The sequence below is a fragment of the Streptococcus oralis genome (assembly GCF_003942585.1).
Lineage (GTDB): Bacteria > Bacillota > Bacilli > Lactobacillales > Streptococcaceae > Streptococcus > Streptococcus oralis_BE.
This window is the reverse complement of the sequence record NZ_RJNK01000001.1, coordinates 532606-559165: the sequence shown is the minus strand read 5'-3', so window position 1 is coordinate 559165 and position 26560 is coordinate 532606. Positions and strand designations below refer to the sequence as shown.

Here is a 26560-nt window from a genome sequence, read left to right as displayed (position 1 = left end):
TGTATCTTAGATAGGAGTAGAGATGAGTATTCGCGTAATTATTGCTGGTTTTAAGGGAAAGATGGGCCAAGCTGCTTGTCAGATGGTCTTGGCTGATCCAGACTTGGACTTGGTCGCAGTTTTGGATCCTTTTGAGTCTGAGTCAGAATGGCAGGGAATTCCTGTTTTCAATGATAAGGCTGACTTGGCTGGTTTTGAAGCGGATGTCTGGGTGGATTTTACTACACCAGCCGTTGCCTACGAAAATACACGCTTTGCTCTTGAAAATGGCTTTGCTCCTGTCGTAGGAACAACAGGATTCACTAGTGAAGAAATTGCAGAACTAAAAGCATTTTCCCGTGAACAAGATTTGGGTGGCTTGATTGCCCCTAACTTTGCCCTGGGAGCTGTCTTGCTTATGCAATTTGCGGCGCAGGCTGCCAAATATTTCCCAAATGTGGAAATTATCGAGCTCCATCATGACAAGAAAAAAGATGCTCCGAGCGGAACAGCCATTAAAACGGCTGAGCTGATGGCGGAAGTGCGAGAGTCTATCCAACAAGGTGCGCCTGATGAGGAAGAATTGATTGCAGGTGCCCGTGGTGCTGACTTTGATGGCATGCGTATTCACTCGGTTCGTCTACCAGGCTTGGTAGCACATCAAGAAGTCATCTTTGGCAATCAGGGAGAAGGATTGACCCTTCGTCATGACTCCTATGATCGCAGCTCCTTCATGACAGGGGTCAATTTGGGAATCAAAGAAGTTGTCAAGCGTCATGAGCTTGTCTATGGATTAGAACACTTATTATGAGATTAACGCAAATGCCTTCTGAATTTCAGAAGGCTTTACCAGTATTAGAAAAAATTAAAGAAGCAGGCTTCGAAGCCTATTTTGTTGGGGGCTCTGTTCGAGATGCCATCCTCAATCGTCCCATCCACGATGTGGATATCGCAACCTCTTCTTATCCAGAGGAGACTAAGCAGATCTTTCCGCGAACAGCCGATATCGGAATCGAGCACGGAACCGTCTTGGTTCTAGATGGGGACGAGGAGTATGAGGTGACGACCTTTCGGACAGAGGATGTCTATGTAGACTATCGCAGACCCAGTGCGGTTTCCTTTGTGCGTTCGCTAGAAGAAGACCTCAAACGCCGTGATTTCACAGTCAACGCCTTTGCCTTGGATGAGACAGGAGAAATCATTGATTTGTTCGATGGTCTCAAAGATTTGGAAAACCAAGTCTTGCGAGCAGTTGGAGTAGCTAGTGAGCGTTTTAACGAAGATGCTCTGCGAATTATGCGAGGTTTCCGTTTTCAGGCCAGTCTCGGTTTTAAACTTGAGTCAGAAACTTTTGAGGCGATGAAGACTTTGACGCCACTTTTGGAGAAAATTTCTGTGGAGCGCACCTTCGTTGAGTTTGATAAACTCTTGCTGGCACCTTTTTGGCGAGTGGGTCTGTCTTCCATGATTGAAAGTCAAGCTTATGACTATCTTCCAGATATGGCAGGAAGCCAGGACAAGCTCCGCAGACTGTTTGATTTGGAGCCTGATTTCACTTTTGCCTCTTCTGAACAAGCCTGGGCGGCCCTCTTGTGGACTTTGGAGATTAAAGATTCGCAACAGTTTTTGAAAGATTGGAAGACATCACGCCAATTTGCCAAGCAGGTTCAGGATTTGCTGACCATTTTGGCTTTGCGAGAAGAAGGAGAGCTGAGCAAGCGCGATTGTTACCGCTTTGATTTGGATTTCCTTCTACAAGCTGAAAGTCTTCGCCAGGCTCAAAGAAAAGCAGTCAACCCACAAGCCATCACAGAAACTTACCATAGTTTGACCATTCATGATAAGAAAGAAATCCAGATTAACGGTGGCATTTTGATTAAGGAATATGGTTATCAGCCAGGTCCAGCCTTGGGAGAGGTTTTAACAGAGATTGAGTTTGCCATTGTTGATGGAGAATTGGAAAATGACCGTCAAGCCATCCATGCTTACCTGAGGGAGAAAAAATGAGTGATTTTATCGTTGAAAAACTAAGCAAATCCGTTGGTGACAAGACCGTTTTTAAGGATATTTCCTTTATTATCCATGATTTGGACAGAATTGGTCTTATCGGTGTCAACGGAACTGGGAAAACCACCCTTTTAGATGTTCTTTCGGGTGTTTCTGGCTTTGATGGGGATGTCAGTCCCTTTTCGGCAAAGAATGACTATAAGATTGGTTACTTGACCCAGAATCCAGATTTTGATGATAGCAAGACGGTCTTGGATACGGTTCTGTCCAGCGACCTCAAGGAAATTCAGTTGATTCGTGAGTATGAGTTGATCATGCTCAACTACAGTGAGGACAAGCAGGCTCGTTTGGAACGGGTCATGGCAGAGATGGACTCTCTCCAAGCTTGGGAAATTGAAAGCCAGGTCAAGACGGTTCTCAGCAAGTTGGGGATTCAGGACTTATCAACTCCTGTTGGCGAATTGTCAGGTGGTCTGAGAAGACGGGTTCAGTTGGCGCAAGTTCTTCTTGGAGACCACGATCTCTTGCTACTGGATGAGCCGACCAACCACCTGGACATTGCGACCATTGAGTGGCTGACCCTATTTTTGAAAAATTCCAAGAAAACCGTCCTTTTTATCACACATGATCGTTATTTCCTAGACGCTTTGTCAACACGGATTTTCGAGTTGGACCGAGCAGGCTTGACCGAGTATCAGGGAAATTATCAGGACTATGTTCGCCTAAAGGCAGAACAAGATGAGCGTGACGCAGCACTTCTCCACAAAAAGGAACAACTCTATAAGCAAGAATTGGCCTGGATGCGCAGACAACCGCAGGCGCGTGCGACCAAGCAACAGGCCCGTATCAATCGTTTTCATGACTTGAAAAAAGAAGTTTTAGGCGGCGTTGCTGAGACAGACTTGACCATGAACTTTGAGACCAGTCGGATTGGTAAGAAGGTCATCGAGTTTAAAGATGTTTCCTTCGCCTATGAAAACAAGCCCATTTTGCAAGATTTCAACCTCTTGGTGCAGGCCAAAGACCGTATCGGAATTGTTGGGAACAATGGTGTTGGGAAATCAACCTTGCTTAATCTCATCGCAGGAAGTCTTGAGCCGACAGCAGGACAAGTTGTGATAGGGGAAACAGTTCGCATCGCCTATTTCTCTCAACAAATTGAGGGCTTGGATGAGAGCAAGCGCGTTATCAATTACTTGCAGGAAGTAGCAGAAGAGGTTAAGACTAGTGGCGGTTCTACGACTTCCATTGCAGAGTTGCTAGAGCAGTTCCTCTTCCCACGTTCGACGCATGGAACCTTGATTGAGAAGTTGTCTGGTGGAGAGAAAAAACGCCTTTATCTCCTCAAACTTCTCCTTGAAAAACCAAATGTTCTTCTCTTGGACGAACCGACAAATGACCTAGATATTGCGACTTTAACAGTTTTGGAGAATTTCTTGCAGGGCTTTGCGGGTCCTGTCTTGACAGTTAGCCACGACCGTTATTTCTTAGATAAGGTAGCAACTAAGATTCTCGCCTTTGAGAATGTCAACATCCGTACTTTCTTTGGCCATTACACTGATTACCTTGATGAAAAAGCCTTTGAAACAGAGATGGCCAATCAAGTGCAAAAGGTCGAAAAGGAGAAAGTGGTCAAGGTCCGTGAAGAAAAGAAGCGGATGACCTATCAAGAAAAGCAGGAGTGGGCAAGCATTGAAGGCGATATTGAAGCCTTGGAAAACCGTATCGCTGCTATTGAAGAGGAGATGCAGATAAATGGTTCTGACTTTGGGAAACTAGCTACTCTTCAGAAAGAATTAGACGAGAAGAATGAAGCCTTGCTGGAAAAATATGAACGCTATGAATATTTAAGTAAGTTGGTTTAATGAAAGAGAAAATCATCAAATGGAGTAGTAGGAAAATCATTTGGAATATTGTACTCTGCTTTGTGGACTTAGCTTTTTTGCTTTGGATCCTATATTTTATGATGACCTATCCCAAAGAAGCAGCTATTGGATTAGTAGCACTAAGACTCTTTGTCTTATTCTTAATCATCATTGTTGGATGGCTCTTGTATGAACGGATACAGATTCTTCTATCAGATAAAGAGTATTTAAAATGTACAGCTCAAGGATTTTCCTATAAACCATATCCAAAGAAAGACTGGCAGTTTTATTCCTGGAGGCAAGTAGAAACATTTTCTCTTATGAGAATCAAGGGTGGTGGAAGTTCGAGGGATTTTTACCAGATTGAAGTTTGTTTTTTTGACAAAGACCTTGTAAAAACGAAATCTCTATGGAATCGACTGCGAAGTAAATTTTCAAGTGCTAAACCTGCTGTCGACTTGATAATTCCGATTCATTTACTGGATGTTGACTTTCCTAGAAGAGTCTTTGAAACCATGTCCTACTTTGAGCGAGAATGGCGCATCAAGCAAAATCGCCAAGCAAGAAAAGAGGTAAAACAAGCTTCGAAAAGCAAATCTTCCAAACTTTCATAGGCCATCTCGGCTTAAACTAGAATAATAAAAAAGGCCCTATCCACTGGATAGGGTCATTGTTTGTCTTCTTTTTTAGTTTCTTGGTGGAAGATGTTTTGCCAAGTCTCATGGCGACGCCAGATACTGGTATGGACGATACCATCTAGCTCATAGCAAATGAGCTTGGTTTTTTGACTGATGGAGGTAGTCTGAATGTCCTTAATCGCAGCACTAAGTTCTTTTTCAGACTTATAAGCCTCTTTATCCATCTGCTCTCCATCTTGACGGATATAGAGAAAGTCCTCAGCAAGGAGTTCTTCTAGCTGATTTCCTTGGTCAATCAATTGCTCACGCATGAGCAGTTTTTTATAGACATTGTCTAAAATCTCGTCCTCAGGTATGGGAGCAGGTTCGATGTGGATATCAGTATCAAAAACACCAAATCGTTCTTCTAGCATAGACTCAACCTGGTCTGCAATTTCGTGACTTTCATAGACTGATAGGTCGGGATTCATCTCTAGCGTGATATCAAGGTAGATATTGCTACCGTAGGTACGCCCTCTTTGGGATTTGACCTTACTAATCTTTGGAATCTCCATGATGGCCTTTTGGTAGTCCTCTAGCAGACGGTCATCAAAGCCATCTGAAAGACTGAAGGAAGACTCGATAAAGATATCATAGGCTGTCTTTAAGATAAAGAAGGTGATGATGATAGCGACCAATTTATCCACGATAGGATAATTGAAACTGCTGGCTAAGATAGCAATGGAAGTCCCAAGCGAGGTGACAGCATCGGAAAGATTGTCTTTGGCAGCTGCCTTGAGGGCCTTGGATTTGGATTTCTTACTGAGGCGTGTATTATAGAGATAAACAGCAAACATGACCGCTGCTGAAATGATTCCTAGAATCGCTCCCAGAGGATCAATGGGTGTTTGTTCTCGACTAAGGATTTTCTGAATGGTGTCCCGAAGCACATCAAAACCAACATAGAACATGATGATGGAAGTGATCAAGCTAGCCAAATCTTCAATCTTCCAGTGACCAAAGCGATGGTCAGGGTCTGCAGGTTGACGGGCCATCCGAATCCCAATCAAGAGAGCAACGTTTCCGATAATATCGGATACGTTGTTGAAACCATCTGCCACCAAACTGGAGGAGTGAAGGAGGTGCCCAGTTGCCAATTTTGCTGCAGACAAGAGGAGGTAGGTCGAAATGCTGATAATGGCACCACGTTCTGCCAACTTGAGATTTGACATGGATTGATTCATCGGACTTCCTTTCTAGTGCTGAGATTCTGTTTTCATTATACTGGTTTTCATGGGAAAATTCAAATTTAGTCTTGTTTCATCGGATTTTAATTCTTGAAAATTGTTCAAATTTTGATATAATAGTACTACTCAAGGGAGTAGCTGGCAGAAACCTGTGATAGTGTCGTCATTCCGAATTTTATACTGCAAAGTATGCTTTCCGGCGCTATCTTAAACAGCGAGACTTGTTATGATTAACAGGTCTCTTTTTGTTTGTCATAAAACCAAAAGAGAGCTTGTTTTGCACACAAAGTCAAGGAGGAGACACATGTCAAAAGAACAAAAACGCCAAGCGTTTTATACTCAAAGCCCTGAAGAGGTCTTGAAGTCGGTTGAAGCAACTGAGCAGGGTCTTTCGTCAAGCGAAGTACAGAAACGCCTAGCTGAATATGGACGCAATGAACTCGAAGAGGGTGAGAAAAAATCTCTCTTGGTTAAATTCATCGAACAGTTTAAGGATTTGATGATTATTATTTTGGTGGCTGCAGCCATCTTGTCTGTCATAACTTCTGGTGGGGAAGACATTGCAGATGCCATCATTATCCTAGCCGTTGTTATTATCAACGCGGCCTTCGGTGTTTACCAAGAAGGAAAAGCGGAAGAAGCCATCGAAGCTCTCAAGTCTATGTCTAGTCCAGCTGCTCGCGTTATACGTGATGGGAACATGGCTGAGATTGACTCAAAAGAATTGGTACCAGGTGATATCGTTGCTCTAGAAGCAGGTGACGTCGTACCAGCAGACCTACGTTTGCTAGAAGCCAATTCACTTAAAATCGAAGAAGCGGCTCTAACAGGTGAGTCTGTTCCAGTCGAAAAAGACTTGACAGTTGAACTCGCTACAGATGCAGGTATCGGTGACCGTGTCAATATGGCTTTCCAAAACTCAAACGTTACCTACGGTCGTGGTCTTGGTGTTGTTGTCAATACAGGTATGTATACGGAAGTTGGTCATATCGCGGGTATGCTTCAAGATGCGGATGAGACGGACACACCACTCAAACAAAACTTGAACAACCTTTCTAAGGTCTTGACCTATGCTATTTTGGTCATTGCCCTTGTTACTTTTGTAGTTGGAGTCTTCATTCAAGGCAAAGATCCACTCGGTGAGTTGATGACCTCTGTTGCGCTTGCTGTTGCAGCTATTCCAGAAGGCCTTCCTGCTATCGTGACCATCGTTCTTGCCCTTGGTACTCAAGTTTTGGCAAAACGAAACTCTATCGTTCGTAAGTTGCCAGCAGTTGAAACACTTGGTTCAACTGAGATCATCGCTTCTGATAAGACTGGTACGCTTACTATGAACAAGATGACCGTCGAAAAAGTCTTCTATGATGCAGTTCTACATGATTCAGCTGATGACATTGAACTAGGTCTTGAAATGCCTCTTCTTCGTTCAGTTGTTTTGGCTAATGATACGAAGATTGATGCAGAAGGAAACCTAATCGGGGATCCAACCGAAACAGCCTTCATCCAGTATGCCTTGGATAAGGGCTATGATGTTAAAGGATTTTTAGAAAAATATCCTCGTGTAGCCGAATTGCCATTTGACTCAGATCGTAAGCTCATGTCAACGGTTCACCCATTGCCAGATGGGAAATTCCTAGTGGCAGTCAAAGGGGCTCCAGATCAACTTTTGAAACGTTGTGTTACTCGTGACAAGGCTGGAGATATTGCTCCGATTGATGAGAAAGTCAATGACTTAATTCACACAAACAACTCTGAAATGGCTCACCAAGCCTTGCGTGTCCTGGCAGGTGCTTATAAGATTGTAGACAGCATTCCAGAAAACCTCATTTCTGAAGAGCTTGAAAACAACTTGATCTTTACTGGATTGATTGGAATGATTGACCCTGAACGTGCCGAAGCTGCAGAAGCTGTTCGTGTGGCTAAGGAAGCTGGAATCCGTCCAATCATGATTACGGGTGACCATCAAGATACTGCAGAAGCTATTGCCAAACGTTTGGGAATTATTGATGCAAATGATACAGAAGGCCACGTTTTAACTGGTGCTGAGCTCAACGAACTGTCAGATGAAGACTTTGAAAAAGTAGTTGGTCAATACTCTGTTTATGCCCGTGTGTCTCCAGAACACAAGGTTCGTATCGTCAAGGCTTGGCAAAAACAAGGTAAGGTTGTTGCTATGACAGGTGACGGTGTTAATGATGCGCCAGCTCTGAAAACAGCCGATATCGGTATCGGTATGGGAATCACTGGTACAGAGGTTTCTAAGGGAGCTTCTGACATGATTCTTGCAGATGATAACTTTGCGACTATTATCGTCGCAGTTGAAGAAGGACGTAAGGTCTTCTCAAACATTCAAAAGACTATTCAGTACTTACTTTCTGCCAATACGGCTGAAGTATTAACCATCTTCTTATCAACCTTGTTTGGTTGGGACGTCTTGCAGCCAGTTCATCTTTTGTGGATCAACTTGGTAACAGATACCTTCCCAGCTATTGCTCTTGGTGTTGAACCTGCTGAGCCTGGTGTCATGAATCATAAACCACGTGGACGAAAGGCAAGCTTCTTCTCAGGTGGTGTTTTGAGTTCTATCATCTATCAAGGTGTACTCCAAGCAGCTATTGTTATGAGTGTTTATGGACTTGCAATTGCTTACCCAGTTCATGTGGGTGACAATCATACCATTCATGCGGATGCCCTCACCATGGCCTTTGCAACACTTGGTTTGATTCAGCTCTTCCATGCCTACAACGTCAAGTCTGTTTACCAATCTATCTTGACAGTCGGACCATTCAAGTCTAAGACTTTCAACTGGTCAATCTTGGTATCTTTCATCCTCTTGATGGCAACAATCGTCGTAGAGCCGCTTGAAGGTATCTTCCACGTAACCAAACTGAACTTGTCACAATGGGGAATTGTCATGGCTGGAAGCTTCTCAATGATTATCATTGTCGAAATCGTCAAGTTTGTTCAACGTAAACTTGGTCTTGATAAGAACGCGATTTAAAAAGAAAGTCATCTTCGGATGGCTTTTTTTGCATTTGAGGGAAAGAATTAGAAGTCGCTTCCTTTTGTGCTATAATAAAGTAAAGTAGCAAGGAGTGAAAGAGAATGGAAAAGAAAATTGTCCGAGATGTCTTATTTTTGTCGCAGGTATCAAAACCTGCGAGTCAGGAAGACCTTTATCTAGCTAGAGATTTACAGGATACTCTGCTTGCCAATCGCGAGACCTGTGTCGGTCTAGCAGCTAATATGATTGGCGTGCAGAAGCGCGTGATTATATTTAATCTTGGTCTAGTTCCCATGGTCATGTTTAACCCTGTTCTCCTTTCCTACGAAGGACCTTACGAGACAGAGGAAGGATGTTTGTCCTTGACTGGGGTGCGACCAACAACTCGCTATGAAACGATTACAGTTTCCTATCGTGATAGTAAGTGGCAGGAACAGACTATTACACTGACAGGTTTTCCAGCTCAGATCTGCCAGCATGAACTGGATCATTTGGAAGGACGGATTATTTAGGAGGAACTCAGATGAAACGTATACTCTTTGAACTTGTTTTTATCGCAACGACCTGGTATATCTTTTTACCACCCTTCAATCTTACCAGTTGGGAATTTATCTTTTTCCTATGTGTACATTTGGTGGTGATGGGGATTTTGTTTAGTTTCCGCAAGGATACCAATCTCCTCAAGACGGTTCACGTACGTCATGGCAAGGTTGCTAAAGATCTCAATCTAGAAGGATTTCATTTTAATAAATTAGGTGGAGGATTGTTGCTGGCAGCAGGACTTATCTTTGTCCTTGCTGGTCTGGTAAGCCTAGTAACCTCTAGCTTTTTCCAAGCAAAAAATTATGCTAATGTGGTGTCCATCACAGAAAAAGACTTTAAAGATTTTCCTAAGAGTGATACCAGTAAGGTTCCAATCCTAGATCGGAGCACTGCAGAAAAAATTGGTGACCGTTATCTGGGCTCTCTGACAGATAAGGTATCCCAGTACGTAGCAGCAGATACTTATACCCAGCTGACTGTTGATGGCAAACCTTATCGGGTTACACCTTTGGAGTATGCCGACCCGATCAAATGGTTTAATAATCAGTCCAAGGGAATTGGTGAGTATATCAAGGTTGATATGGTGACAGGAAATGCGGAATTGGTGGATTTAAAAACGCCGATGAAGTATTCGGACTCTGAGTATTTTAACCGAGACGTCAAACGTCATCTTCGGATCAAGTATCCGACCAAGATTTTTAAAACCCCATCCTTTGAGGTGGATGATGAAGGCAATCCTTTCTATGTAGCAACCGTTTATCAAAAGCAGTTTGGTCTAGGAGTCCCTCGTCCTTCATCTGTTATTATCTTAGACGCCACCAATGGAGAAACCAAGGAATACAGCTTGGATGAGGTCCCAGAATGGGTGGACCGTGTCTATCCAGCTGAAGAAACCATCGAGCAAATCAACTACAACGGCAAGTATAAAGACGGCTTCTGGAATGCCTTGATTTCTAAGAAAAATGTTACCCAAACGACCGAGGGCTATAACTATCTTTCTATCGGAAATGACATTTATCTCTACACGGGGGTGACTTCAGCAAATGCTGACGAAAGTAATCTAGGATTTATCCTTGAAAATATGCGCACTGGTGAAATCACCAAGTACAATCTAGCATCAGCAACCGAAGAATCAGCCCGTGCTTCTGCAGAGGGAGCAGTGCAAGAGAAGGCCTACAAGGCTACCTTCCCTATTCTTGTCAATCTCAATGACAAGCCTCTTTATATCATGGGCTTGAAAGATAACGCAGGCTTGGTCAAGGAGTATGCTTTGGTAGACGCAGTGGAGTACCAAAACGTCATCGTAGCAGCTACAGTAGATGAACTCCTCAGCAAATATGCCAATAAAAATGACCTCGAGCTGGATAACGAAACGGTAGAAAGTATCAAGGGAGTGGTTTCAGACCTTAGATCAGCTGTCATCAAGGGGGATACCGTCTACTTCTTCAAAGTTGATAGCAAAATTTATAAGGTCAAGGCTTCCGTGTCAGATGACCTTCCTTACCTCGAAAATGGCCAATCCTTTGAAGGTCAAGTTGGAAAAGATAATTACCTCAAGACCTTTAAAGTCAAGTAAAAGAAACCTCGGTTTGAACCGAGGTTTTTAAGATGAAATTCTTGGTCGTGGTTGAAAAATATGCTACACTAACAATATGAAAATTTTAATCCCAACAGCAAAAGAAATGAACACAGACCATCCTTGTATTGAAGCGCTCCCTTTGAGTGAAGAAAGTCAGGCAGTCCTTGATTCACTGGCGCACTACTCAGCCAGTGAATTAGAAAGTTTTTATAAGGTATCTGCCGAGAAAGCAGAAGAAGAGTACGCTCGTATTCAAGCTCTTAAAGATTACAGGGCTAAAAACTATCCAGCCTTGAAGCTCTTTGACGGTCTCATGTACCGCCATATCAAACGAGATGGGTTAGCTGAGGCTGAACAAACCTATCTTGAACATCATGTTTTAATAACATCAGCTTTATACGGTGTTGTCCCAGTCTTGTCGCCCATGGCTCCTCACCGTTTGGACTTCTTGATGAAGTTAAAAGTAGCTGGAAAAACTCTAAAGAATCATTGGAAGTCAGCCTACGATGAGGCCCTACAGGATGAGAACTTGATATTCTCACTCCTATCATCAGAGTTTGAAACTGTATTTTCGAAGGAAATTAGAGAAAAGATGGTGACCTTCAAATTTATGGAGGACAAGGCAGGCCAGTTGAAAATCCACTCAACCATTTCAAAAAAAGCACGTGGCGCCTTTTTGACCGCCTTGATAGAGGGGCAAGTTCAAACAGTTGAGCAAGCTCGTAAGATCAGCTTCGCAGGTTTTGACTACCGACCTGATTTATCAAGTGATTTAGAACTCGTCTTTGTGAAACAAGCATAAAACCAGCTCGAATGAGCTGGTTTTTGCTGGATTAGTTGATAGCTGCAAGCAGGTCGTCCGCTTGTTTTGCAAGTGATGAAGCAGTTGCTTCCTCTAACACCAATTTTCCATCTGCCCAAGCAGAGTCATTGACACGAGCGGCAGTAAAGTCGCCAACGACTTGTGTACGGATAAATGGCAAGAGGTCTTTGTAAATGGCAAAGAGTTGATCGTGACCTGCATTGGCTACAGATGAGACAGTAACAAACTTGTCTTGGAGGGCAGAAGCGCCACGTGTATCAGACAAGTCAAGGGCACGAGAGAGCCAGTCAAGCAAGTTTTTCACTGTTCCAGGGATAGAGAAGTTGTAGACTGGAGAGAAGATCCAGATAGCATCCGCAGCAAGGACTGCTTCACGAGCAGTAGCTACAGCTGGATGAGTTGGAACTTCCAAGTCTTGGCTAAAGAGAGGAACAGCTGAGTAATCAAGATAGCTGACATCCGCTTTTCCAGCAAGTGCTTTTTCAGCTTCGAGGGCCATTTGGTGGTTGAAAGAACCTTGGCGAAGTGAACCGACGATAAATAATACTTTTTTAGACATGATATGTCTCCTTTAGTTTAAAATTCAAAGAGCGAACTCTTTTGTTACCGTCTATGTTACAACAAATAATACTAATTAGCAATAATTTTGCTCACAAATTTTTAAATTTTTTTAAAATGCGGATTAAGTCTTCCTTTTCGCCATCTTCCAAGATGCTGAGTGCTTCTACGATAGAATCAATATGGTCAGGAAGAACCTCTTCGATTTTTCTGCGTCCGGCAGGTGTTAATTTCAGGAAAAAGGATCGACGATCCTTGGGGTCACAAGTTCTAGAAATCCAGCCATCTCGAACCATATTTCGGATGACAACAGTCATGTTCCCAGAAGTGGATAGCATTTTTTCAATCAAATCCTGAATGCGCAGTTCCCCCTTGCTATAGAGGGTTTCCAAAACTGAAAATTGGGTGGGTGTTAGCCCGTATTCTTTAGCAGCCTTGGCTTCATATGGTTTAAAAGTTCGTATGGCTTTATTGAGGACTATAGCTGTTTTTAAATCTAGTTGGTTATCGGAAATTTTCTCTTTTAAATGTTGTTTCATAAGGCTATTTTATCAATAATGAGAGAGAAAAACAAGAACTTATATTTTATAGGAAAAGATTCTTAGAATGTTCCTGTCTTCACTTGTAATAAAGGAGGAGAGATGGTAAAATAGACGAGTGAAACTAAGACAGAAAAAAGCAAAAAACAAGCTACTTTTACAGTATGGAATCGGCATTGCTCTGGTAGTACTAGTCATGACCACTTCCTTCCTTTATCTGATATCACTCAGCATGAAACCCTATCAAGATGCTAGGGTTGAAGGAGAAAAACTGGCCAAGCAGTACGCAGAATTGGAAAAGACAGACCAGGTTGATTTCTACAATGGTCTAGAGGGCTATTACAGTGTTCTGGGACATAATAAAAAGCAAGAGGCCATTGCCGTACTGATTGAAAAGAATGACCACAAGATTTATGTCTATCAGCTTGATAAGGGGATTTCTCAAGACAAGGCAGCGACGATTTCGAGGGAAAAAGGAGCTAGCGACATTGACAAGATCACCTTTGGTCGTTATCAGGACAAGCCGATTTGGGAAGTTAAGTCAGGAAACCAGTACTATCTGGTCGACTTTGAAACAGGAGCAGTGATCCAATAAGGAGGGCATATGAAACTATCCAAACGTGTACTAGAAATGGAAGAAAGCGTCACTCTAGCCAGTGATGCAAGAGCCAAAGCATTAAAAGCTCAGGGAAAGGATGTTCTTTTCTTAACCTTGGGACAGCCTGATTTTCATACTCCTGAAAACATTCAGGATGCAGCGGTAGAAGCGATTCGAGATGGACGAGCTTCCTTCTATACAGTTGCTTCAGGCCTACCAGAGTTAAAAGCTGCGGTTAATACCTATTTTGAACGCCATTATGGGTATTCTGTAGCAGCCAACGAAGTTACCTTTGCCACTGGTGCTAAGTTCTCTCTCTACACCTTCTTTATGGCTGTGGTCAATCCAGGTGATGAGGTCATCATCCCTACACCATACTGGGTCAGCTATGGAGACCAGGTCAAGATGGCAGAAGGCGTGCCAGTCTTTGTCCAGGCCAAGGAAGACAATCACTTTAAAGTAACAGTAGAGCAGCTAGAAGCAGCCCGAACAGATAAGACCAAGGTCTTGGTTCTCAATTCGCCATCTAATCCGACTGGTATGATTTACTCTCGTGAGGAACTCTCGGCTATTGGAAATTGGGCTGTTGCGCATGATGTCCTTATCCTAGCAGATGATATTTACGGTCGTTTGGTTTATAACGGGAACGAATTTGTTCCAATCTCTAGTCTGTCAGAAGCCATTCGCAAGCAAACCATCGTGATTAACGGTGTATCTAAGGCCTATGCTATGACTGGTTGGCGGGTAGGTTATGCTGTGGGAAATCCTGAAATTATCGCTGCTATGAGCAAACTAACAGGACAAACAACCTCCAACCTGACTGCTGTATCGCAATATGCTACCATTGAAGCCCTAACTGGACCGCAAGACTCTGTTGAAACCATGCGCCAGGCTTTTGAGGAACGTTTGAATACCATTTATCCTCTCTTGTGCCAAGTCCCAGGATTTGAAGTTGTTAAGCCACAAGGAGCCTTCTATCTCTTCCCAAATGTTAAAAAAGCGATGGAGATGAAGGGCTATACCGATGTGACGGACTTTACAACAGCTATCCTTGAAGAAGTCGGTCTGGCTTTGATTACAGGAGCTGGATTTGGAGCACCAGAAAATGTTCGTCTCAGTTATGCCACCGACTTGGATACATTAAAAGAAGCTATTCGCCGTTTGCATCAGTTTATGGAGGAATTATAATGATAGATCATTTTACCCTTAAGGTAAAGAATTTAGAAGTTTCTAAAGCTTTCTATCAAGCTACTTTAGCTGCTTTAAATTATCACCTTCAATTTGATACGGGGCAGGTCGTTAGTTTCACAGAACCGCGAGATGTGGATCCAGGTGGTGATTTTTGGCTAAGTGTTGGTCAACAAGAGCCGATGCATTTTGCCTTTAGTGCTCGAACTTGTCAAGAAGTAGATGCTTTCTATCATGCAGCTTTGGCTGCTGGAGGAAAGGATAATGGTGCACCTGGCGAACGTAAAAATTACCATGTGGGATACTATGCTGCGTTTATTATTGATCCAGATGGAAATAACATAGAGGCAGTTTGCCATAAAGAAGAATAGAAAAGGAAAAACAATGACAAAACGTATAACAATTATTGATGTAAAAGACTACGTTGGTCAAGAAGTGACCATCGGAGCCTGGGTTGCCAACAAATCAGGAAAAGGGAAAATTGCCTTCTTGCAATTGCGTGATGGAACAGCCTTCTTCCAAGGTGTAGCCTTTAAACCAAACTTTGTAGAAAAATTTGGTGAAGAAGTGGGACTTGAGAAGTTTGATGTCATCAAACGCTTGAGCCAAGAAACTTCTGTCTATGTGACAGGGATTGTCAAAGAAGACGAACGTTCTAAGTTTGGCTATGAACTCGATATCACAGACATCGAAGTGATCGGTGAATCTCAAGACTACCCAATCACTCCAAAAGAACACGGAACCGACTTCTTGATGGACAACCGTCACTTGTGGCTCCGTTCTCGTAAGCAGGTGGCTGTGATGCAAATTCGTAACGCTATCATTTATGCAACTTATGAGTTCTTTGATAAGAACGGATTCATGAAGTTTGATAGCCCTATCCTTTCAGGAAACGCAGCAGAAGATTCAACAGAACTCTTTGAAACAGATTACTTCGGAACGCCAGCCTACTTGAGTCAATCAGGTCAGCTTTACCTAGAAGCAGGGGCTATGGCTCTTGGTCGTGTCTTTGACTTTGGTCCAGTATTCCGTGCTGAAAAATCAAAAACGCGCCGTCACTTGACTGAGTTCTGGATGATGGATGCGGAGTACTCATACCTGACTCACGATGAGTCACTTGACTTGCAAGAAGCTTATGTCAAAGCCCTTCTTCAAGGTGTTCTTGACCGTGCCCCTCAAGCCTTGGAAACTTTGGAACGTGATACAGATCTTTTGAAACGCTACATTGCAGAGCCATTCAAACGCATCACTTATGATCAAGCCATTGACCTCTTGCAAGAACATGAAAATGATGAAGATGCTGACTACGAGCATTTGGAACATGGAGATGACTTTGGTTCACCACATGAAACATGGATTTCAAACCATTTTGGTGTTCCAACCTTCGTTATCAACTACCCAGCAGCTATAAAGGCCTTCTACATGAAACCAGTTCCTGGAAATCCAGAGCGCGTGCTTTGTGCAGACTTGCTTGCACCAGAAGGATATGGAGAAATCATCGGTGGATCTATGCGTGAGGAAGACTACGATGCCCTTGTTGCTAAGATGGATGAACTTGGCATGGATCGTACAGAGTATGAATTCTACCTTGACCTTCGTAAATACGGTACAGTTCCACACGGTGGATTTGGTATCGGTATCGAACGTATGGTAACCTTCGCAGCAGGAACAAAACACATCCGTGAAGCTATTCCATTCCCACGTATGTTGCATCGTATTAAACCATAAAAAAACTAAAACGCCGTAATAGGCGTTTTTTCAAAGTAGAAGAAAGAAGAGGTGGAGAACATGTAAAGCACAGCTTAACAAGTGATAAACACAAAGATACAAATACACTTGTTAAAGGAGAAATTATGTTTAAACGAAATTACCGGAAGAATATCGGTCTCATGGCTGGTGTGGAATTTTTTGCCTTTTTGGGCATTACCAGCTTTTGGATTTTATTTCTCAGTCAAAATGGGATGTCACTTTGGCAGATTGGCTTATTGGAAAGTATTTTTCATGCCACTAGTGTCATCTGTGAAATTCCCTCTGGAATGTTAGCTGACCGCTATTCCTATAAAACCAATCTATATTTAAGTCGAATAGCTGGGATTGCGTCGTCTATTCTCATGTTACTAGGACAAGGTAATTTTTGGATTTACGCACTCGCTATGGTGGTGAGTGCCTTGTCTTATAATTTTGATTCGGGGACGAGTGCAGCCATGGTTTATGATTCAGCCGTGGAGGCTGGATTAAAAGAGCGCTACTTATCTATCTCAAGTTTTATGTCAGGAGTCGCAGAAGGAACTCGGTCTTTGGGGACCATTTTAGCAGGATTTTTTGTCCATGGTCAATTGCACTTGACCTACTATATCATGATTGCTACTTCGATTATCGTTCTTTTTCTAACTTGGATGCTAAAAGAGCCTAGTGTTAAAGCGCAAAAATCTGAGCGTTTAACGATGAAAAAGATTATGTGGACTGTCAAAGAGGAGTTGCGGAGAAACCTCAGTCTTTTTAGTTGGATGATTCTGTCCCAAATCATCGGAACACTGATGTGTATGTTTTATTTTTACTATCAAAATCAACTGCCTGACCTAGAAGGATGGCAGATTTCGATGGTCATGCTGATGGGCAGTGCTTTGAATATCTGGGCAGTTTATCTAGCAAGTAAGATTGGAAAGAGGTATTCAGCCTTAAAACTTTTTCCAATTCTTGTCCTCTTGACGGGAGGAACTTATTTGCTGTCCTACTTTGGTACGCCACTGATTTATATTTTAGTTTATTTGATTAGTAACGCCTTATATGCTCTCTTTCAACCGATTTTTGACAACGATTTACAAAAGCGACTCCCAAGTGAGGTACGGGCAACCATGCTAAGTGTCTACTCTATGATGTTCAGCCTGAGTATGATCGTCATTTTTCCTCTGACGGGGTGGTTGATTGACTATCTAGGATTTGTAGTAGCCTTTCTTTACTTAGGGTTCATTTTAGTACTAGCCAGCTTTTTGCTATTTTTCATTTTGAAAGAGATGGCCGGATCTTTGGAACTGAAAGAGAATGTTATTTCTAAGAAATAGAGTTATTTTTCACTTTTATCTTTTTTCTCTTGCTATCTACCAGCTTTTCTAGTATAATAGTTAATTGTGAGCAAACCTCACTTACCCCTTGCAAAGACTAGGGGTCATTAGACCAAAAGGAGGAACATATCAATGGCTAAATACGAAATTCTTTATATCATTCGTCCAAACATTGAAGAAGAAGCGAAAAACGCTTTGGTAGCACGTTTTGACTCTATCTTGACTGACAACGGTGCAACTGTTGTTGAATCAAAATCATGGGAAAAACGTCGTCTTGCATACGAAATCCAAGATTTCCGTGAAGGACTTTACCACATCGTTAACGTTGAAGCAAACGATGACGCAGCTCTTAAAGAGTTTGACCGTCTTTCAAAAATCAACGCTGACATTCTTCGTCACATGATCGTCAAACTTGACGCGTAAGAAGGTAAATTATGATTAACAATGTTGTACTTGTAGGGCGTATGACACGTGACGCTGAGTTGCGTTATACCCCATCAAATGTAGCAGTTGCGACTTTTACTCTTGCAGTAAACCGTATATTCAAGAGTCAAAATGGCGAACGTGAGGCTGATTTCATCAATGTCGTTATGTGGCGCCAACAGGCTGAAAATCTTGCTAACTGGGCTAAAAAAGGCTCTCTTATCGGGATTACCGGTCGTATCCAGACTCGTAGTTACGATAACCAGCAAGGACAACGTGTCTACGTAACAGAAGTCGTGGCTGACAATTTCCAAATGTTGGAAAGCCGTAGCGTGCGTGAAGGACATACAGGTGGAGCTTATTCTGCACCAACTGCTAGTTATACAGCACCTACACAATCAGTACCAGACTTTTCACGTGATGAAAATCCATTTGGAGCAACCAATCCATTGGATATTTCAGATGATGATTTACCATTCTAATGGACAATTAAAACTATAAAGGAGAAAAAACATGGCTCAACAACGTCGTGGCGGATTCAAACGCCGTAAAAAAGTTGATTACATCGCAGCAAACAAAATTGAATATGTTGATTACAAAGATACTGAGCTTCTTAGCCGTTTCGTTTCAGAACGTGGGAAAATCCTTCCTCGTCGTGTAACAGGAACTTCAGCTAAAAACCAACGTAAAGTAACAACAGCTATCAAACGCGCTCGCGTAATGGCTTTGATGCCTTTCGTAAACGAAGATTAAAAAAAAAGACCCCGACGGGTCTTTTTTTCACGAGCTTTGAAATGAGAGAGCGAGTTGGGGTCCAGTGGACCTCTTTTTCATGAGCTCGGAAACAAGAAAGCGAATTAAGACCCCAACGGGTCTTTTTTTCAGGTCCCCCGGACCTCTTTTTTCAGACTTTTACAGGACTCCGTTCGAAACGTCTACTTTTTGACCTAGTAAGATTTTCTTTCTTACTAGGTTTTTTCTTTTAATTTTTATTATCGTGCTATAATGGTAGGAGAAAGCTTTAAAGGAGCAGCTTATGAAGACGACATGTTCAATTAGAAAAATGCAAGAATCTGACATTAAAGATCTATCTCAAGGATTTATCAGCCAAGGTTGGCCAAGTAGAGAGGAAATTTTAACTCTATACTTTAAGGAACAGGAGAGTGGAGAGAGGGAAGCTTTAGTTGCTGATTTTGAGGGTGTAGTAGCGGGGTATATCACTATTTTACCAATTGCCAAGCATGGTCCCTTTGCTGGGATGGCTCCAGAACTTTCAGATTTCAATGTCTTTGAGCCCTTTCAAAATCAAGGTATTGGAAATCTCTTGCTGGAAGAAGCAGAGAAACGAGTCACGCTTATATCGAATAAGGTGACGCTTGGTGTTGGGCTCCATTCAGGTTATGGACCTGCTCAGAGATTGTACATCAAACGAGGCTATATTCCAGATGGTACGGGAGTTTGGTATCGAAACCAACCGTTGGAAATGAACGCCACTATTCAAAATAATGATGATTTGGTTTTGTACTTATCCAAGGAATTCGAATAAGAGATAGCGAATTTTTTGAAGATATGGGATTTCTTTACTTTATGGTATAATGGAAAGAGTTAGATTGAAAGAGGTAGAGAGATGGATGCGAAATTAAAATACAAGGCAAAGAAGATTAAAATCGTCTTTTTTGATATTGATGATACCTTGCGTACGTCAAAGACAGGTTTTATTCCAGCTACGATTCCTACTGTCTTTAAGCAGTTGCGTGAAAAAGGGATTTTGACAGGAATTGCTTCTGGGCGTGGCATTTTCGGTGTGGTTCCAGAGATTCGTGATCTCAAGCCTGACTTTTTTGTAACCTTGAATGGTGCCTATATAGAAGATAAAAAAGGGAAGGTGGTTTATCAACATCAGATTGACAAGTCAGATGTTGAGGAGTATGTCTCTTGGACGAAGGAAGAGGGAATTGAGTACGGCTTGGTTGGTAGTCATGACGCCAAACTTTCTACTCGAACAGAACTGATCAGTGAGGCGATTGACCCGATTTATCCAAACTTGGATGTGGATCCTAACTTCCATGAAAAAGCGGATATATACCAGATGTGGACCTTTGAGGATAAAGGGGCTGATTTGCACCTACCAGATAGTCTCTCAGGTAAACTTCGAATGGTGCGTTGGCATGAACATTCATCTGATATCGTGCCGATTTCAGGTTCGAAAGCTACTGGCGTAGCCAAGGTGGTAGAACATCTAGGCTTGAAACCAGAGAATGTCATGGTCTTTGGGGATGGTCTCAATGATATGGAACTCTTTGATTATGCTAGAATCAGTATTGCCATGGGAGTTTCCCATGAAAAAATCAAAGAAAAAGCAGATTATATTACTAAAACACTAGAAGAAGATGGCATTTTTGATGCCTTAGAAGGATTTGGTATGGTAGAAAAAGAATTGCATTTCCCACAAGTAGAAATTGAAACAGTAGAAGGTCCTCTTGCGACCATTAAGACAAATCACGGAGAAATGCGTATCAAGCTCTTCCCTGAACATGCTCCCAAAACAGTAGCTAACTTTGTTGCTCTGTCAAAAGACGGTTACTATGATGGTGTGATTTTCCATCGTATTATTAAGGACTTTATGATCCAAGGCGGAGACCCAACTGGTACTGGTATGGGGGGAGAGTCTATTTATGGACAAGCTTTTGAAGATGAATTTTCAGAAGAACTTTATAATGTTCGTGGGGCTCTTTCTATGGCCAATGCTGGTCCAAATACCAATGGCAGTCAGTTCTTTATCGTGCAAAACCAACACTTGCCCTACTCTAAGAAAGAGATTGCGCGTGGTGGTTGGCCTGAACCAATTGCTGAGATTTATGCAGAGAAGGGTGGAACTCCTCACCTTGACCGCCGCCATACTGTTTTTGGGCAATTGGTCGATGCAGAATCTTTTGCAGTCTTGGACGCCATTGCAGCTGTTGAGACAGGCGCTATGGACAAACCAGTTGAAGATGTAGTAATTGAAACGATTGAAATTGAGGACTAAGATGAAAATCGGTGATAAGCTAAATGGGTGTATTACAGGAATCCAGCCCTATGGTGCCTTTGTTGAGTTAGAGACAGGGGTGATTGGGTTGATTCACATCTCGGAGATTCGAACGGGATTTATCGAAAATATCTATGAAGTTTTGAAAATTGGTGAAGAAGTGCAAGTTCAGGTTGTTGATTTAGACGAATTTTCAGGTAAAGCCAGTCTATCTATTCGCACTCTGGAGGAAGAAAAACACCAACTACCAAGACGGAGACGTTTTTCAAATGATCGTATCAAGCACGGTTTTGCACCACTTGGGCGAATGATGCCAATCTGGACAAAGGAAGCCCTCAACAATCTGAGAGAGAAAAACTAGTCTATTAGATTTCGTATTTTTAAAATCAATATATGGAAGAACAATTATTAAAACCAGGAGAGCGAATCAATCAGCTCTTTTCGACAGATATCAAGATCATTCAAAACAAAGAGGTGTTTAGCTATTCGGTAGATAGTGTTCTCTTGTCGCGCTTTCCTCGCTTCCCTAAACGGGGCTTAATTGTGGACTTTTGTGCAGGGAATGGGGCAGTAGGGCTTTTTGCCAGCACTCGTACTCAGGCGCGGATAATATCTGTAGAGATTCAGGAGCGCTTGGCGGATATGGCAGAGCGTTCGGTTCAGTTGAATGGCTTGGAAGAGCAGATGCGAGTCATCTGCGATGATTTGAAAAATATGCCTGCCCACATTCAGGGAAGTAAGGTAGATATGATTTTGTGTAATCCGCCTTATTTCAAGGTGGATCCGCATTCCAATCTCAACGAGAGTGAACATTATCTTCTGGCTAGACACGAAATTGCGACTAACCTAGAAGAAATCTGCCGAAGTGCTCAGAGTATTCTTAAGACTAATGGCCGTTTGGCCATGGTTCATCGTCCAGATCGACTTTTGGATATTCTAGACATGCTTCAACGCCACAATTTGGCACCTAAGCGCCTGCAATTTGTCTATCCTAAACGAGAAAAGGAAGCAAATATGCTCTTAATTGAGGCTATAAAGGATGGATCGACGAGTGGCTTCAAGGTCTTGCCACCACTCATTGTTCACAATGACGACGGTTCCTATACGCCAGAAATTCAAGAGATTTACTATGGATCATAAGGCTTATATGTACGTGGTGGAGTGCTGTGACGGTTCTTACTATACTGGTTATACGACAGATGTGAAGAAACGCCTTGCCGTTCATAATAGTGGAAAGGGAGCCAAATATACCCGAGCTCGCTTGCCAGTCAAACTCATCTATGTAGAGGGTTTTGTTAGCAAAGAAGAAGCCATGTCTGCAGAGGCTCTCCTCAAACGTAAGAAAAGACCGCAGAAAGAACGATTTCTATCCGAAAATCAAGAGAAAAATCTAGTTAACGATATTGATGTCTAATGAGGAGCCCTTTGACTCCTCTTACTTTTGTCAAAAGAGGAAAAAAGTGCTAAAATAAGATGAATAAATTTAAAGAGGTATTATCATGTCTAAGATTCTAGTATTTGGTCACCAAAATCCAGACTCAGATGCCATCGGGTCATCTGTAGCCTTTGCTTATCTTGCGAAAGAAGCTTATGGATTGGACACAGAAGCAGTAGCACTTGGAACACCAAATGAAGAAACTGCCTTTGTTTTGAACTATTTTGGTGTTGAAGCACCGCGTGTTATCACATCTGCTAAAGCTGAAGGTGCAGAGCAAGTTATCTTAACGGACCACAATGAATTCCAACAGTCTGTATCAGATATCGCTGAAGTAGAAGTTTACGGTGTTGTAGACCACCACCGTGTAGCTAACTTTGAAACTGTAAGTCCGCTTTACATGCGCTTGGAACCAGTTGGATCTGCGTCTTCAATCGTTTACCGCATGTTCAAAGAACATGGTGTGGCAGTTCCTAAAGAAATCGCAGGTTTGATGCTTTCAGGTTTGATTTCAGATACCCTTCTTTTGAAATCACCAACAACACACCCGTCAGATAAAGTCATCGCTCCTGAATTGGCAGAATTGGCTGGTGTCAATTTGGAAGAGTACGGTCTCGCTATGCTCAAAGCTGGTACTAACTTGGCTAGCAAATCTGCTGAAGAATTGATTGACATTGATGCTAAGACTTTCGAGTTGAACGGAAATAATGTCCGTGTTGCCCAAGTAAACACAGTGGACATCGCGGAAGTATTGGAACGCCAAGCAGAAATTGAAGCTGCAATGCAAGCTGCCAACACAGCAAATGGCTACTCTGACTTTGTCTTGATGATTACAGATATTGTCAACTCAAATTCAGAAATTTTGGCTATTGGATCAAACATGGACAAGGTGGAAGCAGCCTTTAACTTCAAACTTGAAAACAACCATGCTTTCCTTCCAGGTGCCGTTTCTCGTAAGAAACAAGTGGTGCCTCAGTTGACTGAAAGCTTTAATAGCTAATAGTCTGAGTGATAATTAATAATGAGGAAACTTTGTTTTCCTTATAGCTAAAGGGGTCTCGGCTCCTTTTTTTCTAGGAGAGAAAGATGTTAGAAAATGGCGATTTGATTTTTGTGAAGGATCTTTCAGATATGGGGCAGGCCATCCAGGCTTCTACTGGGAACTATAGTCATGTAGCTATCTTTTTGGACGGTTTGATCTACCATGCTAGTGGGCAAGCAGGTGTCATTTGTCAAGAACCAGCTGAATTTTTTGAACCGACTCATCTCTACGATCTCTACACCTATCCAGAGATGGAAGCTGACTTGGTAAAGGAGAGAGCTAGCAAACATTTAGATGCACCCTATAACGCCTCTTTTTATCCAGATGGGTCTGGCTTTTATTGCTCCCAGTATATCGCGGAAATTCTTCCTATTTTCGAGACTATTCCGATGCAATTTGGGGACGGGGAGCAGGAGATTAGTGATTTTTGGAGGGAATATTACAGGAAACTCGAACTTCCTGTGCCTCTGAATCAACCAGGGACCAATCCTAGTCAACTAGCAGCATCTTCTCTTTTAGAATGTAAAGAAAGGAATCTTCATGATTCAGATTTTTAATCCATCTCGTTTGACTCGACAGCCATTTTTTATAGATTTGGTTGACTATCTGGACCAGCATGACGATGTGATTCTACGAGAAATCAAGGCTCAGTTTCCAGATGTGGCAGTTGATAAACTCATGGAAGAGTATATAAAGGCAGGCTTGATCCTAAGGGAAAACAAACGCTATTTTCTCAATCTCCCCTTTTTAGAATCTACGGATGATTTAGCCCTTGACCAAGAAATTTTTATCAGAGAGGACAGTCCAGTCTATCAAGCCTTACTGGAGAAGACTTATGAGACAGAATTGCGCAATCAAACCAATGCAGCCATTTTAGTCGAATCTACGGATTTTGCAAGAGAGAAAATGACCCTGTCCAATTATTTCTACAAGGTCAAACAACAGTATCCTTTGACACAAAAACAGCAGGAACTTTATGCCATTTTAGGAGATGTCAATCCTGAGTACGCTCTCAAGTATATGACGACTTTTTTACTCAAGTTCCTCAAAAAGGACCAGCTCATGCAGAAACGGCGTGATATATTCGTTGAGAGTTTAGTCGTCTTGGGTTATATTGTTCAAAACGAAGAAGGGAAGTATGAGTTGGCTGTTGATTTTGACAAGGAACGGTTGACTTTCTATTTGCCTTAATTGTTTGCTTTTGAGCAGATTGTTTGACTTTACTAAAGAATAAGCATAAACTAAATGTAAGCGATAACCATTGTCGTATTAAAACAAAAAGGAGACAGAGCTATGTCACTTGAAAATAAATTGGAACAAGCAACTGGTGCTATCAAAGAAGGATTTGGTAAAGTTACTGGCGATAGCAAAACAGAAGCAGAAGGTGCTGTAGAAAAAACAGTTGCCAAAGCAAAAGAAGTTGTTGAAGATGCTAAAGGTGCTGTAGAAGGTGCCGTTGAAGGTCTTAAAAACTCATTTAAGAAAGAAGACTAAAAAAATCAAGGGAAAACTTCCCTTGATTTTTTGATTTTATAGGTAACGTTCTGCGACAGCTGCGTCACCAGGGTAGGATTCTTTCACTCCATTGACGATTTGGTAGCAATCAGCACCCTTACCCGCAATAATCACGGCATCGAGTTCTTGGTTTGTAGTGGACATGGCTACTTTGATGGCTTGTTCGCGATCGGCAATCTTTTCAACAGGATGACTGATATAGCCGCTGATTTCTTCCGCAATGGCCATTGGATCTTCATAGTTGGGGTCATCAGCGGTAAGAAAGACTTGAATCTCAGGATGTTGATTGAGGAGAAGGCCAAAGTCTTTGCGACGACTCTCCCCCTTGTTTCCAGTTGAACCGAGAACCAGAGCAATCTTTCCAGTTTGATGGGTTTCAACAACATTGATGAGTTTTTTTAGACTGTCGCCATTGTGGGCATAGTCGATGAAAACCTTAGCACCATTTTTCTGTGTGAGGACCTCCATGCGTCCAGGGACGCGGGTTGCAGCGATTCCTTTTTTGATGTCCTCTAGACTAGCACCTAGACGAAGGCAGGCAAGTCCAGCAGCAACGGCATTTTCTTGATTAAAGTGACCGATGAGTTGGATATCATAATCTCCAGCGAGTTTTCCTGTAGCTGAGAAGCTAAAGGCTTTGGAGTTCTCGATTTGGTTACTCGACTTACTACCATAAAAGTCATGCTCTTGATGTTCAACTTGCTCTTTCAAGACAGAAAAGTGGTCCATGTCGCTGTTAATGACAACTGCTTGGCTATTTTCCATCAAGAGACGCTTGTGGTAGAAGTAATCCTCAAAACTAGGATGCTCAATTGGTCCAATATGGTCAGGACTGATATTGAGAAAGACTCCTACATCGAAAGTGAGGCCGTAGACTCGCTTAACCAGATAGGCTTGGCTGGAGACTTCCATGATGAGATGGGTTCTTCCGTTATGAACAGCTTGAGCCATCATATCAAAGAGATCGATACTTTCAGGAGTTGTGAGTGCAGACTTAAAGAAGGTCTTACCATCTAAGGTTGTATTCATAGTAGACAGCATAGCTGGGTGATGCCCTTGAGCCAAGATGTTATAGGCAAAATAGGCCGCTGTTGTCTTTCCTTTTGTTCCTGTGAAGGCGAGAATTTTAAGTTTTTCTTGTGGATTGCCATAAAATTCCATAGCAATCAAACTCATGGCTTTTTTGATATCGTTTACAATGATGACGGGGATACCGACTTCGTAGTCCTTTTCTGCGACATACCAAGCTAAGCCTTGACTTATAGCAGAAATGAGATATTCTTTTTTAAAAGAAGCGCCTTTGGCAAAAAAAAGAGTGCCTTCTTTTACTTTTCTGCTGTCGTAACTGATGCTATCAAAAACAACTTCACTGCAGTTGTAGTGGTAATGACCTTGGTCAATAATCTCACGAAAAAGGCCATCTTTCTTTAAAATATCTAATACGGTTTCAATCTTTATCATACTTTCTATTATAAACTTCAAGTCTGAATTTTACAAGTAACAAGGAA

29 protein-coding genes are annotated in these 26560 nt (G+C 42.2%); 25 read left to right on the top strand and 4 right to left on the bottom strand.

Annotation, left to right across the window (positions count from 1 at the left end; translation table 11 throughout):
- The first annotated feature begins 22 nt into the window (after positions 1–22).
- From dapB to D8862_RS02860, 4 genes are read left to right on the top strand one after another with little or no spacing between them, the layout of a single operon-like run.
- A complete protein-coding gene (gene dapB / locus D8862_RS02875; protein WP_042902716.1) occupies positions 23–790 on the top strand; it encodes a 4-hydroxy-tetrahydrodipicolinate reductase in 768 nt (255 codons plus the stop codon).
- Positions 787–1986: a CCA tRNA nucleotidyltransferase gene (locus tag D8862_RS02870; RefSeq protein WP_125448621.1), complete on the top strand. Its 1200-nt coding sequence runs from the start codon at positions 787–789 to the stop codon at positions 1984–1986. The genes dapB and D8862_RS02870 overlap by 4 nt, the downstream gene beginning before the upstream one ends.
- The gene (locus D8862_RS02865; RefSeq protein ID WP_125448620.1) at positions 1983–3851 is read left to right on the top strand and encodes an ABC-F family ATP-binding cassette domain-containing protein; all 1869 of its coding nucleotides are present in this window, start codon (positions 1983–1985) and stop codon (positions 3849–3851) included. The genes D8862_RS02870 and D8862_RS02865 overlap by 4 nt, the downstream gene beginning before the upstream one ends.
- Positions 3851–4465 carry a hypothetical protein gene (locus D8862_RS02860; protein WP_125448619.1) on the top strand — a complete coding sequence of 205 codons (615 nt, stop codon included), beginning with the start codon at positions 3851–3853 and terminating at the stop codon, positions 4463–4465. Before D8862_RS02865 ends, D8862_RS02860 begins: the two co-directional genes overlap by 1 nt.
- A gap of 53 nt (positions 4466–4518) precedes the next feature.
- On the opposite strand, the gene D8862_RS02855 is transcribed toward D8862_RS02860, so the two are convergent.
- Complete coding sequence (locus D8862_RS02855) at positions 4519–5712, bottom strand: cation diffusion facilitator family transporter (protein WP_125448618.1); 1194 nt, start codon at positions 5710–5712, stop codon at positions 4519–4521.
- 307 nt (positions 5713–6019) lie between these two features.
- On the opposite strand from D8862_RS02855, the gene D8862_RS02850 reads away from it, so the two are divergent.
- The 4 genes from D8862_RS02850 to yaaA all read left to right on the top strand — a co-directional run bounded on the left by D8862_RS02850 (position 6020) and on the right by yaaA (position 11643).
- Positions 6020–8716: a cation-translocating P-type ATPase gene (locus tag D8862_RS02850; protein ID WP_125448617.1), complete on the top strand. Its 2697-nt coding sequence runs from the start codon at positions 6020–6022 to the stop codon at positions 8714–8716.
- 104 nt (positions 8717–8820) lie between these two features.
- Positions 8821–9231 (top strand): peptide deformylase, encoded by a 411-nt coding sequence (locus tag D8862_RS02845; RefSeq protein ID WP_125448616.1) that lies wholly within the window; start codon positions 8821–8823, stop codon positions 9229–9231.
- 11 nt (positions 9232–9242) lie between these two features.
- A complete protein-coding gene (locus D8862_RS02840) occupies positions 9243–10838 on the top strand; it encodes a hypothetical protein (RefSeq protein WP_125448615.1) in 1596 nt (531 codons plus the stop codon).
- Positions 10839–10914: 76 nt separating this feature from the next.
- Positions 10915–11643: a peroxide stress protein YaaA gene (yaaA, locus tag D8862_RS02835; protein ID WP_125448614.1), complete on the top strand. Its 729-nt coding sequence runs from the start codon at positions 10915–10917 to the stop codon at positions 11641–11643.
- A gap of 31 nt (positions 11644–11674) precedes the next feature.
- On the opposite strand, the gene D8862_RS02830 is transcribed toward yaaA, so the two are convergent.
- Both D8862_RS02830 and D8862_RS02825 read right to left on the bottom strand, forming a co-directional pair.
- Positions 11675–12223, bottom strand: coding sequence for an NADPH-dependent FMN reductase (locus tag D8862_RS02830; RefSeq protein WP_125448613.1), 549 nt, complete (start codon positions 12221–12223; stop codon positions 11675–11677).
- A gap of 91 nt (positions 12224–12314) precedes the next feature.
- Positions 12315–12761 carry a MarR family winged helix-turn-helix transcriptional regulator gene (locus D8862_RS02825; protein WP_125448612.1) on the bottom strand — a complete coding sequence of 149 codons (447 nt, stop codon included), beginning with the start codon at positions 12759–12761 and terminating at the stop codon, positions 12315–12317.
- 118 nt (positions 12762–12879) lie between these two features.
- Here D8862_RS02825 and D8862_RS02820 point away from each other — a divergent pair, with 118 nt between their 5' ends.
- The 17 genes from D8862_RS02820 (at position 12880) to D8862_RS02740 (ending at position 25031) form a co-directional block, all read left to right on the top strand.
- Entirely contained in the window at positions 12880–13356 is a 477-nt protein-coding gene (locus D8862_RS02820; protein ID WP_125448611.1) for a cell wall elongation regulator TseB-like domain-containing protein, read from the top strand.
- Between the two features lie 9 nt (positions 13357–13365).
- Complete coding sequence (locus D8862_RS02815) at positions 13366–14547, top strand: pyridoxal phosphate-dependent aminotransferase (RefSeq protein ID WP_125448610.1); 1182 nt, start codon at positions 13366–13368, stop codon at positions 14545–14547.
- Complete coding sequence (locus D8862_RS02810) at positions 14547–14918, top strand: VOC family protein (protein WP_125448609.1); 372 nt, start codon at positions 14547–14549, stop codon at positions 14916–14918. Before D8862_RS02815 ends, D8862_RS02810 begins: the two co-directional genes overlap by 1 nt.
- A 13-nt stretch (positions 14919–14931) precedes the next feature.
- Positions 14932–16275 (top strand): asparagine--tRNA ligase, encoded by a 1344-nt coding sequence (gene asnS, locus D8862_RS02805; RefSeq protein ID WP_125448608.1) that lies wholly within the window; start codon positions 14932–14934, stop codon positions 16273–16275.
- Between the two features lie 125 nt (positions 16276–16400).
- Entirely contained in the window at positions 16401–17609 is a 1209-nt protein-coding gene (locus D8862_RS02800; protein WP_125448607.1) for an MFS transporter, read from the top strand.
- A 132-nt stretch (positions 17610–17741) separates the two neighbouring features.
- Positions 17742–18032 carry a 30S ribosomal protein S6 gene (gene rpsF / locus D8862_RS02795; RefSeq protein WP_001151782.1) on the top strand — a complete coding sequence of 97 codons (291 nt, stop codon included), beginning with the start codon at positions 17742–17744 and terminating at the stop codon, positions 18030–18032.
- Between the two features lie 11 nt (positions 18033–18043).
- A complete protein-coding gene (gene ssbA, locus D8862_RS02790; protein ID WP_125448606.1) occupies positions 18044–18514 on the top strand; it encodes a single-stranded DNA-binding protein SsbA in 471 nt (156 codons plus the stop codon).
- 31 nt (positions 18515–18545) lie between these two features.
- A complete protein-coding gene (gene rpsR, locus D8862_RS02785) occupies positions 18546–18785 on the top strand; it encodes a 30S ribosomal protein S18 (protein WP_000068664.1) in 240 nt (79 codons plus the stop codon).
- A gap of 283 nt (positions 18786–19068) precedes the next feature.
- Positions 19069–19578: a GNAT family N-acetyltransferase gene (locus D8862_RS02780; RefSeq protein ID WP_125448605.1), complete on the top strand. Its 510-nt coding sequence runs from the start codon at positions 19069–19071 to the stop codon at positions 19576–19578.
- Between the two features lie 81 nt (positions 19579–19659).
- Positions 19660–21060, top strand: a complete 1401-nt coding sequence (locus D8862_RS02775; RefSeq protein WP_125448604.1) for a bifunctional Cof-type HAD-IIB family hydrolase/peptidylprolyl isomerase — start codon at positions 19660–19662, stop codon at positions 21058–21060.
- 1 nt (position 21061) lies between these two features.
- The gene (locus tag D8862_RS02770) at positions 21062–21421 is read left to right on the top strand and encodes a S1 RNA-binding domain-containing protein (protein ID WP_125448603.1); all 360 of its coding nucleotides are present in this window, start codon (positions 21062–21064) and stop codon (positions 21419–21421) included.
- Positions 21422–21453: 32 nt separating this feature from the next.
- Positions 21454–22200, top strand: coding sequence for a tRNA1(Val) (adenine(37)-N6)-methyltransferase (locus tag D8862_RS02765; RefSeq protein ID WP_125448602.1), 747 nt, complete (start codon positions 21454–21456; stop codon positions 22198–22200).
- Positions 22190–22474 (top strand): GIY-YIG nuclease family protein, encoded by a 285-nt coding sequence (locus D8862_RS02760; RefSeq protein ID WP_000349618.1) that lies wholly within the window; start codon positions 22190–22192, stop codon positions 22472–22474. The genes D8862_RS02765 and D8862_RS02760 overlap by 11 nt, the downstream gene beginning before the upstream one ends.
- A gap of 85 nt (positions 22475–22559) precedes the next feature.
- Positions 22560–23495: a manganese-dependent inorganic pyrophosphatase gene (locus tag D8862_RS02755; RefSeq protein WP_125448601.1), complete on the top strand. Its 936-nt coding sequence runs from the start codon at positions 22560–22562 to the stop codon at positions 23493–23495.
- An 86-nt stretch (positions 23496–23581) separates the two neighbouring features.
- Positions 23582–24094 carry a YiiX/YebB-like N1pC/P60 family cysteine hydrolase gene (locus tag D8862_RS02750; RefSeq protein ID WP_125448600.1) on the top strand — a complete coding sequence of 171 codons (513 nt, stop codon included), beginning with the start codon at positions 23582–23584 and terminating at the stop codon, positions 24092–24094.
- Positions 24078–24728 (top strand): DUF1803 domain-containing protein, encoded by a 651-nt coding sequence (locus D8862_RS02745; protein ID WP_125448599.1) that lies wholly within the window; start codon positions 24078–24080, stop codon positions 24726–24728. The genes D8862_RS02750 and D8862_RS02745 overlap by 17 nt, the downstream gene beginning before the upstream one ends.
- Positions 24729–24830: 102 nt before the next feature.
- Positions 24831–25031 carry a CsbD family protein gene (locus D8862_RS02740; protein WP_000051185.1) on the top strand — a complete coding sequence of 67 codons (201 nt, stop codon included), beginning with the start codon at positions 24831–24833 and terminating at the stop codon, positions 25029–25031.
- A gap of 36 nt (positions 25032–25067) precedes the next feature.
- On the opposite strand, the gene D8862_RS02735 is transcribed toward D8862_RS02740, so the two are convergent.
- Positions 25068–26513, bottom strand: coding sequence for a UDP-N-acetylmuramoyl-L-alanyl-D-glutamate--L-lysine ligase (locus D8862_RS02735; RefSeq protein ID WP_125448598.1), 1446 nt, complete (start codon positions 26511–26513; stop codon positions 25068–25070).
- Positions 26514–26560: the final 47 nt, after the last annotated feature.

Excerpts from the sequence above, each read along its gene's own strand:
- dapB (WP_042902716.1), top strand. The coding sequence starts at position 23 with ATGAGTATTCGCGTAATTATTGCTGGTTTTAAGGGAAAGATGGGCCAA.
- D8862_RS02870 (WP_125448621.1), top strand. The coding sequence starts at position 787 with ATGAGATTAACGCAAATGCCTTCTGAATTTCAGAAGGCTTTACCAGTA.
- D8862_RS02865 (WP_125448620.1), top strand. The coding sequence starts at position 1,983 with ATGAGTGATTTTATCGTTGAAAAACTAAGCAAATCCGTTGGTGACAAG.
- D8862_RS02860 (WP_125448619.1), top strand. The coding sequence starts at position 3,851 with ATGAAAGAGAAAATCATCAAATGGAGTAGTAGGAAAATCATTTGGAAT.
- D8862_RS02855 (WP_125448618.1), bottom strand. The coding sequence starts at position 5,712 with ATGAATCAATCCATGTCAAATCTCAAGTTGGCAGAACGTGGTGCCATT.
- D8862_RS02850 (WP_125448617.1), top strand. The coding sequence starts at position 6,020 with ATGTCAAAAGAACAAAAACGCCAAGCGTTTTATACTCAAAGCCCTGAA.
- D8862_RS02845 (WP_125448616.1), top strand. The coding sequence starts at position 8,821 with ATGGAAAAGAAAATTGTCCGAGATGTCTTATTTTTGTCGCAGGTATCA.
- D8862_RS02840 (WP_125448615.1), top strand. The coding sequence starts at position 9,243 with ATGAAACGTATACTCTTTGAACTTGTTTTTATCGCAACGACCTGGTAT.
- yaaA (WP_125448614.1), top strand. The coding sequence starts at position 10,915 with ATGAAAATTTTAATCCCAACAGCAAAAGAAATGAACACAGACCATCCT.
- D8862_RS02830 (WP_125448613.1), bottom strand. The coding sequence starts at position 12,223 with ATGTCTAAAAAAGTATTATTTATCGTCGGTTCACTTCGCCAAGGTTCT.
- D8862_RS02825 (WP_125448612.1), bottom strand. The coding sequence starts at position 12,761 with ATGAAACAACATTTAAAAGAGAAAATTTCCGATAACCAACTAGATTTA.
- D8862_RS02815 (WP_125448610.1), top strand. The coding sequence starts at position 13,366 with ATGAAACTATCCAAACGTGTACTAGAAATGGAAGAAAGCGTCACTCTA.
- D8862_RS02810 (WP_125448609.1), top strand. The coding sequence starts at position 14,547 with ATGATAGATCATTTTACCCTTAAGGTAAAGAATTTAGAAGTTTCTAAA.
- asnS (WP_125448608.1), top strand. The coding sequence starts at position 14,932 with ATGACAAAACGTATAACAATTATTGATGTAAAAGACTACGTTGGTCAA.
- D8862_RS02800 (WP_125448607.1), top strand. The coding sequence starts at position 16,401 with ATGTTTAAACGAAATTACCGGAAGAATATCGGTCTCATGGCTGGTGTG.
- rpsF (WP_001151782.1), top strand. The coding sequence starts at position 17,742 with ATGGCTAAATACGAAATTCTTTATATCATTCGTCCAAACATTGAAGAA.
- ssbA (WP_125448606.1), top strand. The coding sequence starts at position 18,044 with ATGATTAACAATGTTGTACTTGTAGGGCGTATGACACGTGACGCTGAG.
- rpsR (WP_000068664.1), top strand. The coding sequence starts at position 18,546 with ATGGCTCAACAACGTCGTGGCGGATTCAAACGCCGTAAAAAAGTTGAT.
- D8862_RS02780 (WP_125448605.1), top strand. The coding sequence starts at position 19,069 with ATGAAGACGACATGTTCAATTAGAAAAATGCAAGAATCTGACATTAAA.
- D8862_RS02775 (WP_125448604.1), top strand. The coding sequence starts at position 19,660 with ATGGATGCGAAATTAAAATACAAGGCAAAGAAGATTAAAATCGTCTTT.
- D8862_RS02770 (WP_125448603.1), top strand. The coding sequence starts at position 21,062 with ATGAAAATCGGTGATAAGCTAAATGGGTGTATTACAGGAATCCAGCCC.
- D8862_RS02765 (WP_125448602.1), top strand. The coding sequence starts at position 21,454 with ATGGAAGAACAATTATTAAAACCAGGAGAGCGAATCAATCAGCTCTTT.
- D8862_RS02760 (WP_000349618.1), top strand. The coding sequence starts at position 22,190 with ATGGATCATAAGGCTTATATGTACGTGGTGGAGTGCTGTGACGGTTCT.
- D8862_RS02755 (WP_125448601.1), top strand. The coding sequence starts at position 22,560 with ATGTCTAAGATTCTAGTATTTGGTCACCAAAATCCAGACTCAGATGCC.
- D8862_RS02750 (WP_125448600.1), top strand. The coding sequence starts at position 23,582 with ATGTTAGAAAATGGCGATTTGATTTTTGTGAAGGATCTTTCAGATATG.
- D8862_RS02745 (WP_125448599.1), top strand. The coding sequence starts at position 24,078 with ATGATTCAGATTTTTAATCCATCTCGTTTGACTCGACAGCCATTTTTT.
- D8862_RS02740 (WP_000051185.1), top strand. The coding sequence starts at position 24,831 with ATGTCACTTGAAAATAAATTGGAACAAGCAACTGGTGCTATCAAAGAA.
- D8862_RS02735 (WP_125448598.1), bottom strand. The coding sequence starts at position 26,513 with ATGATAAAGATTGAAACCGTATTAGATATTTTAAAGAAAGATGGCCTT.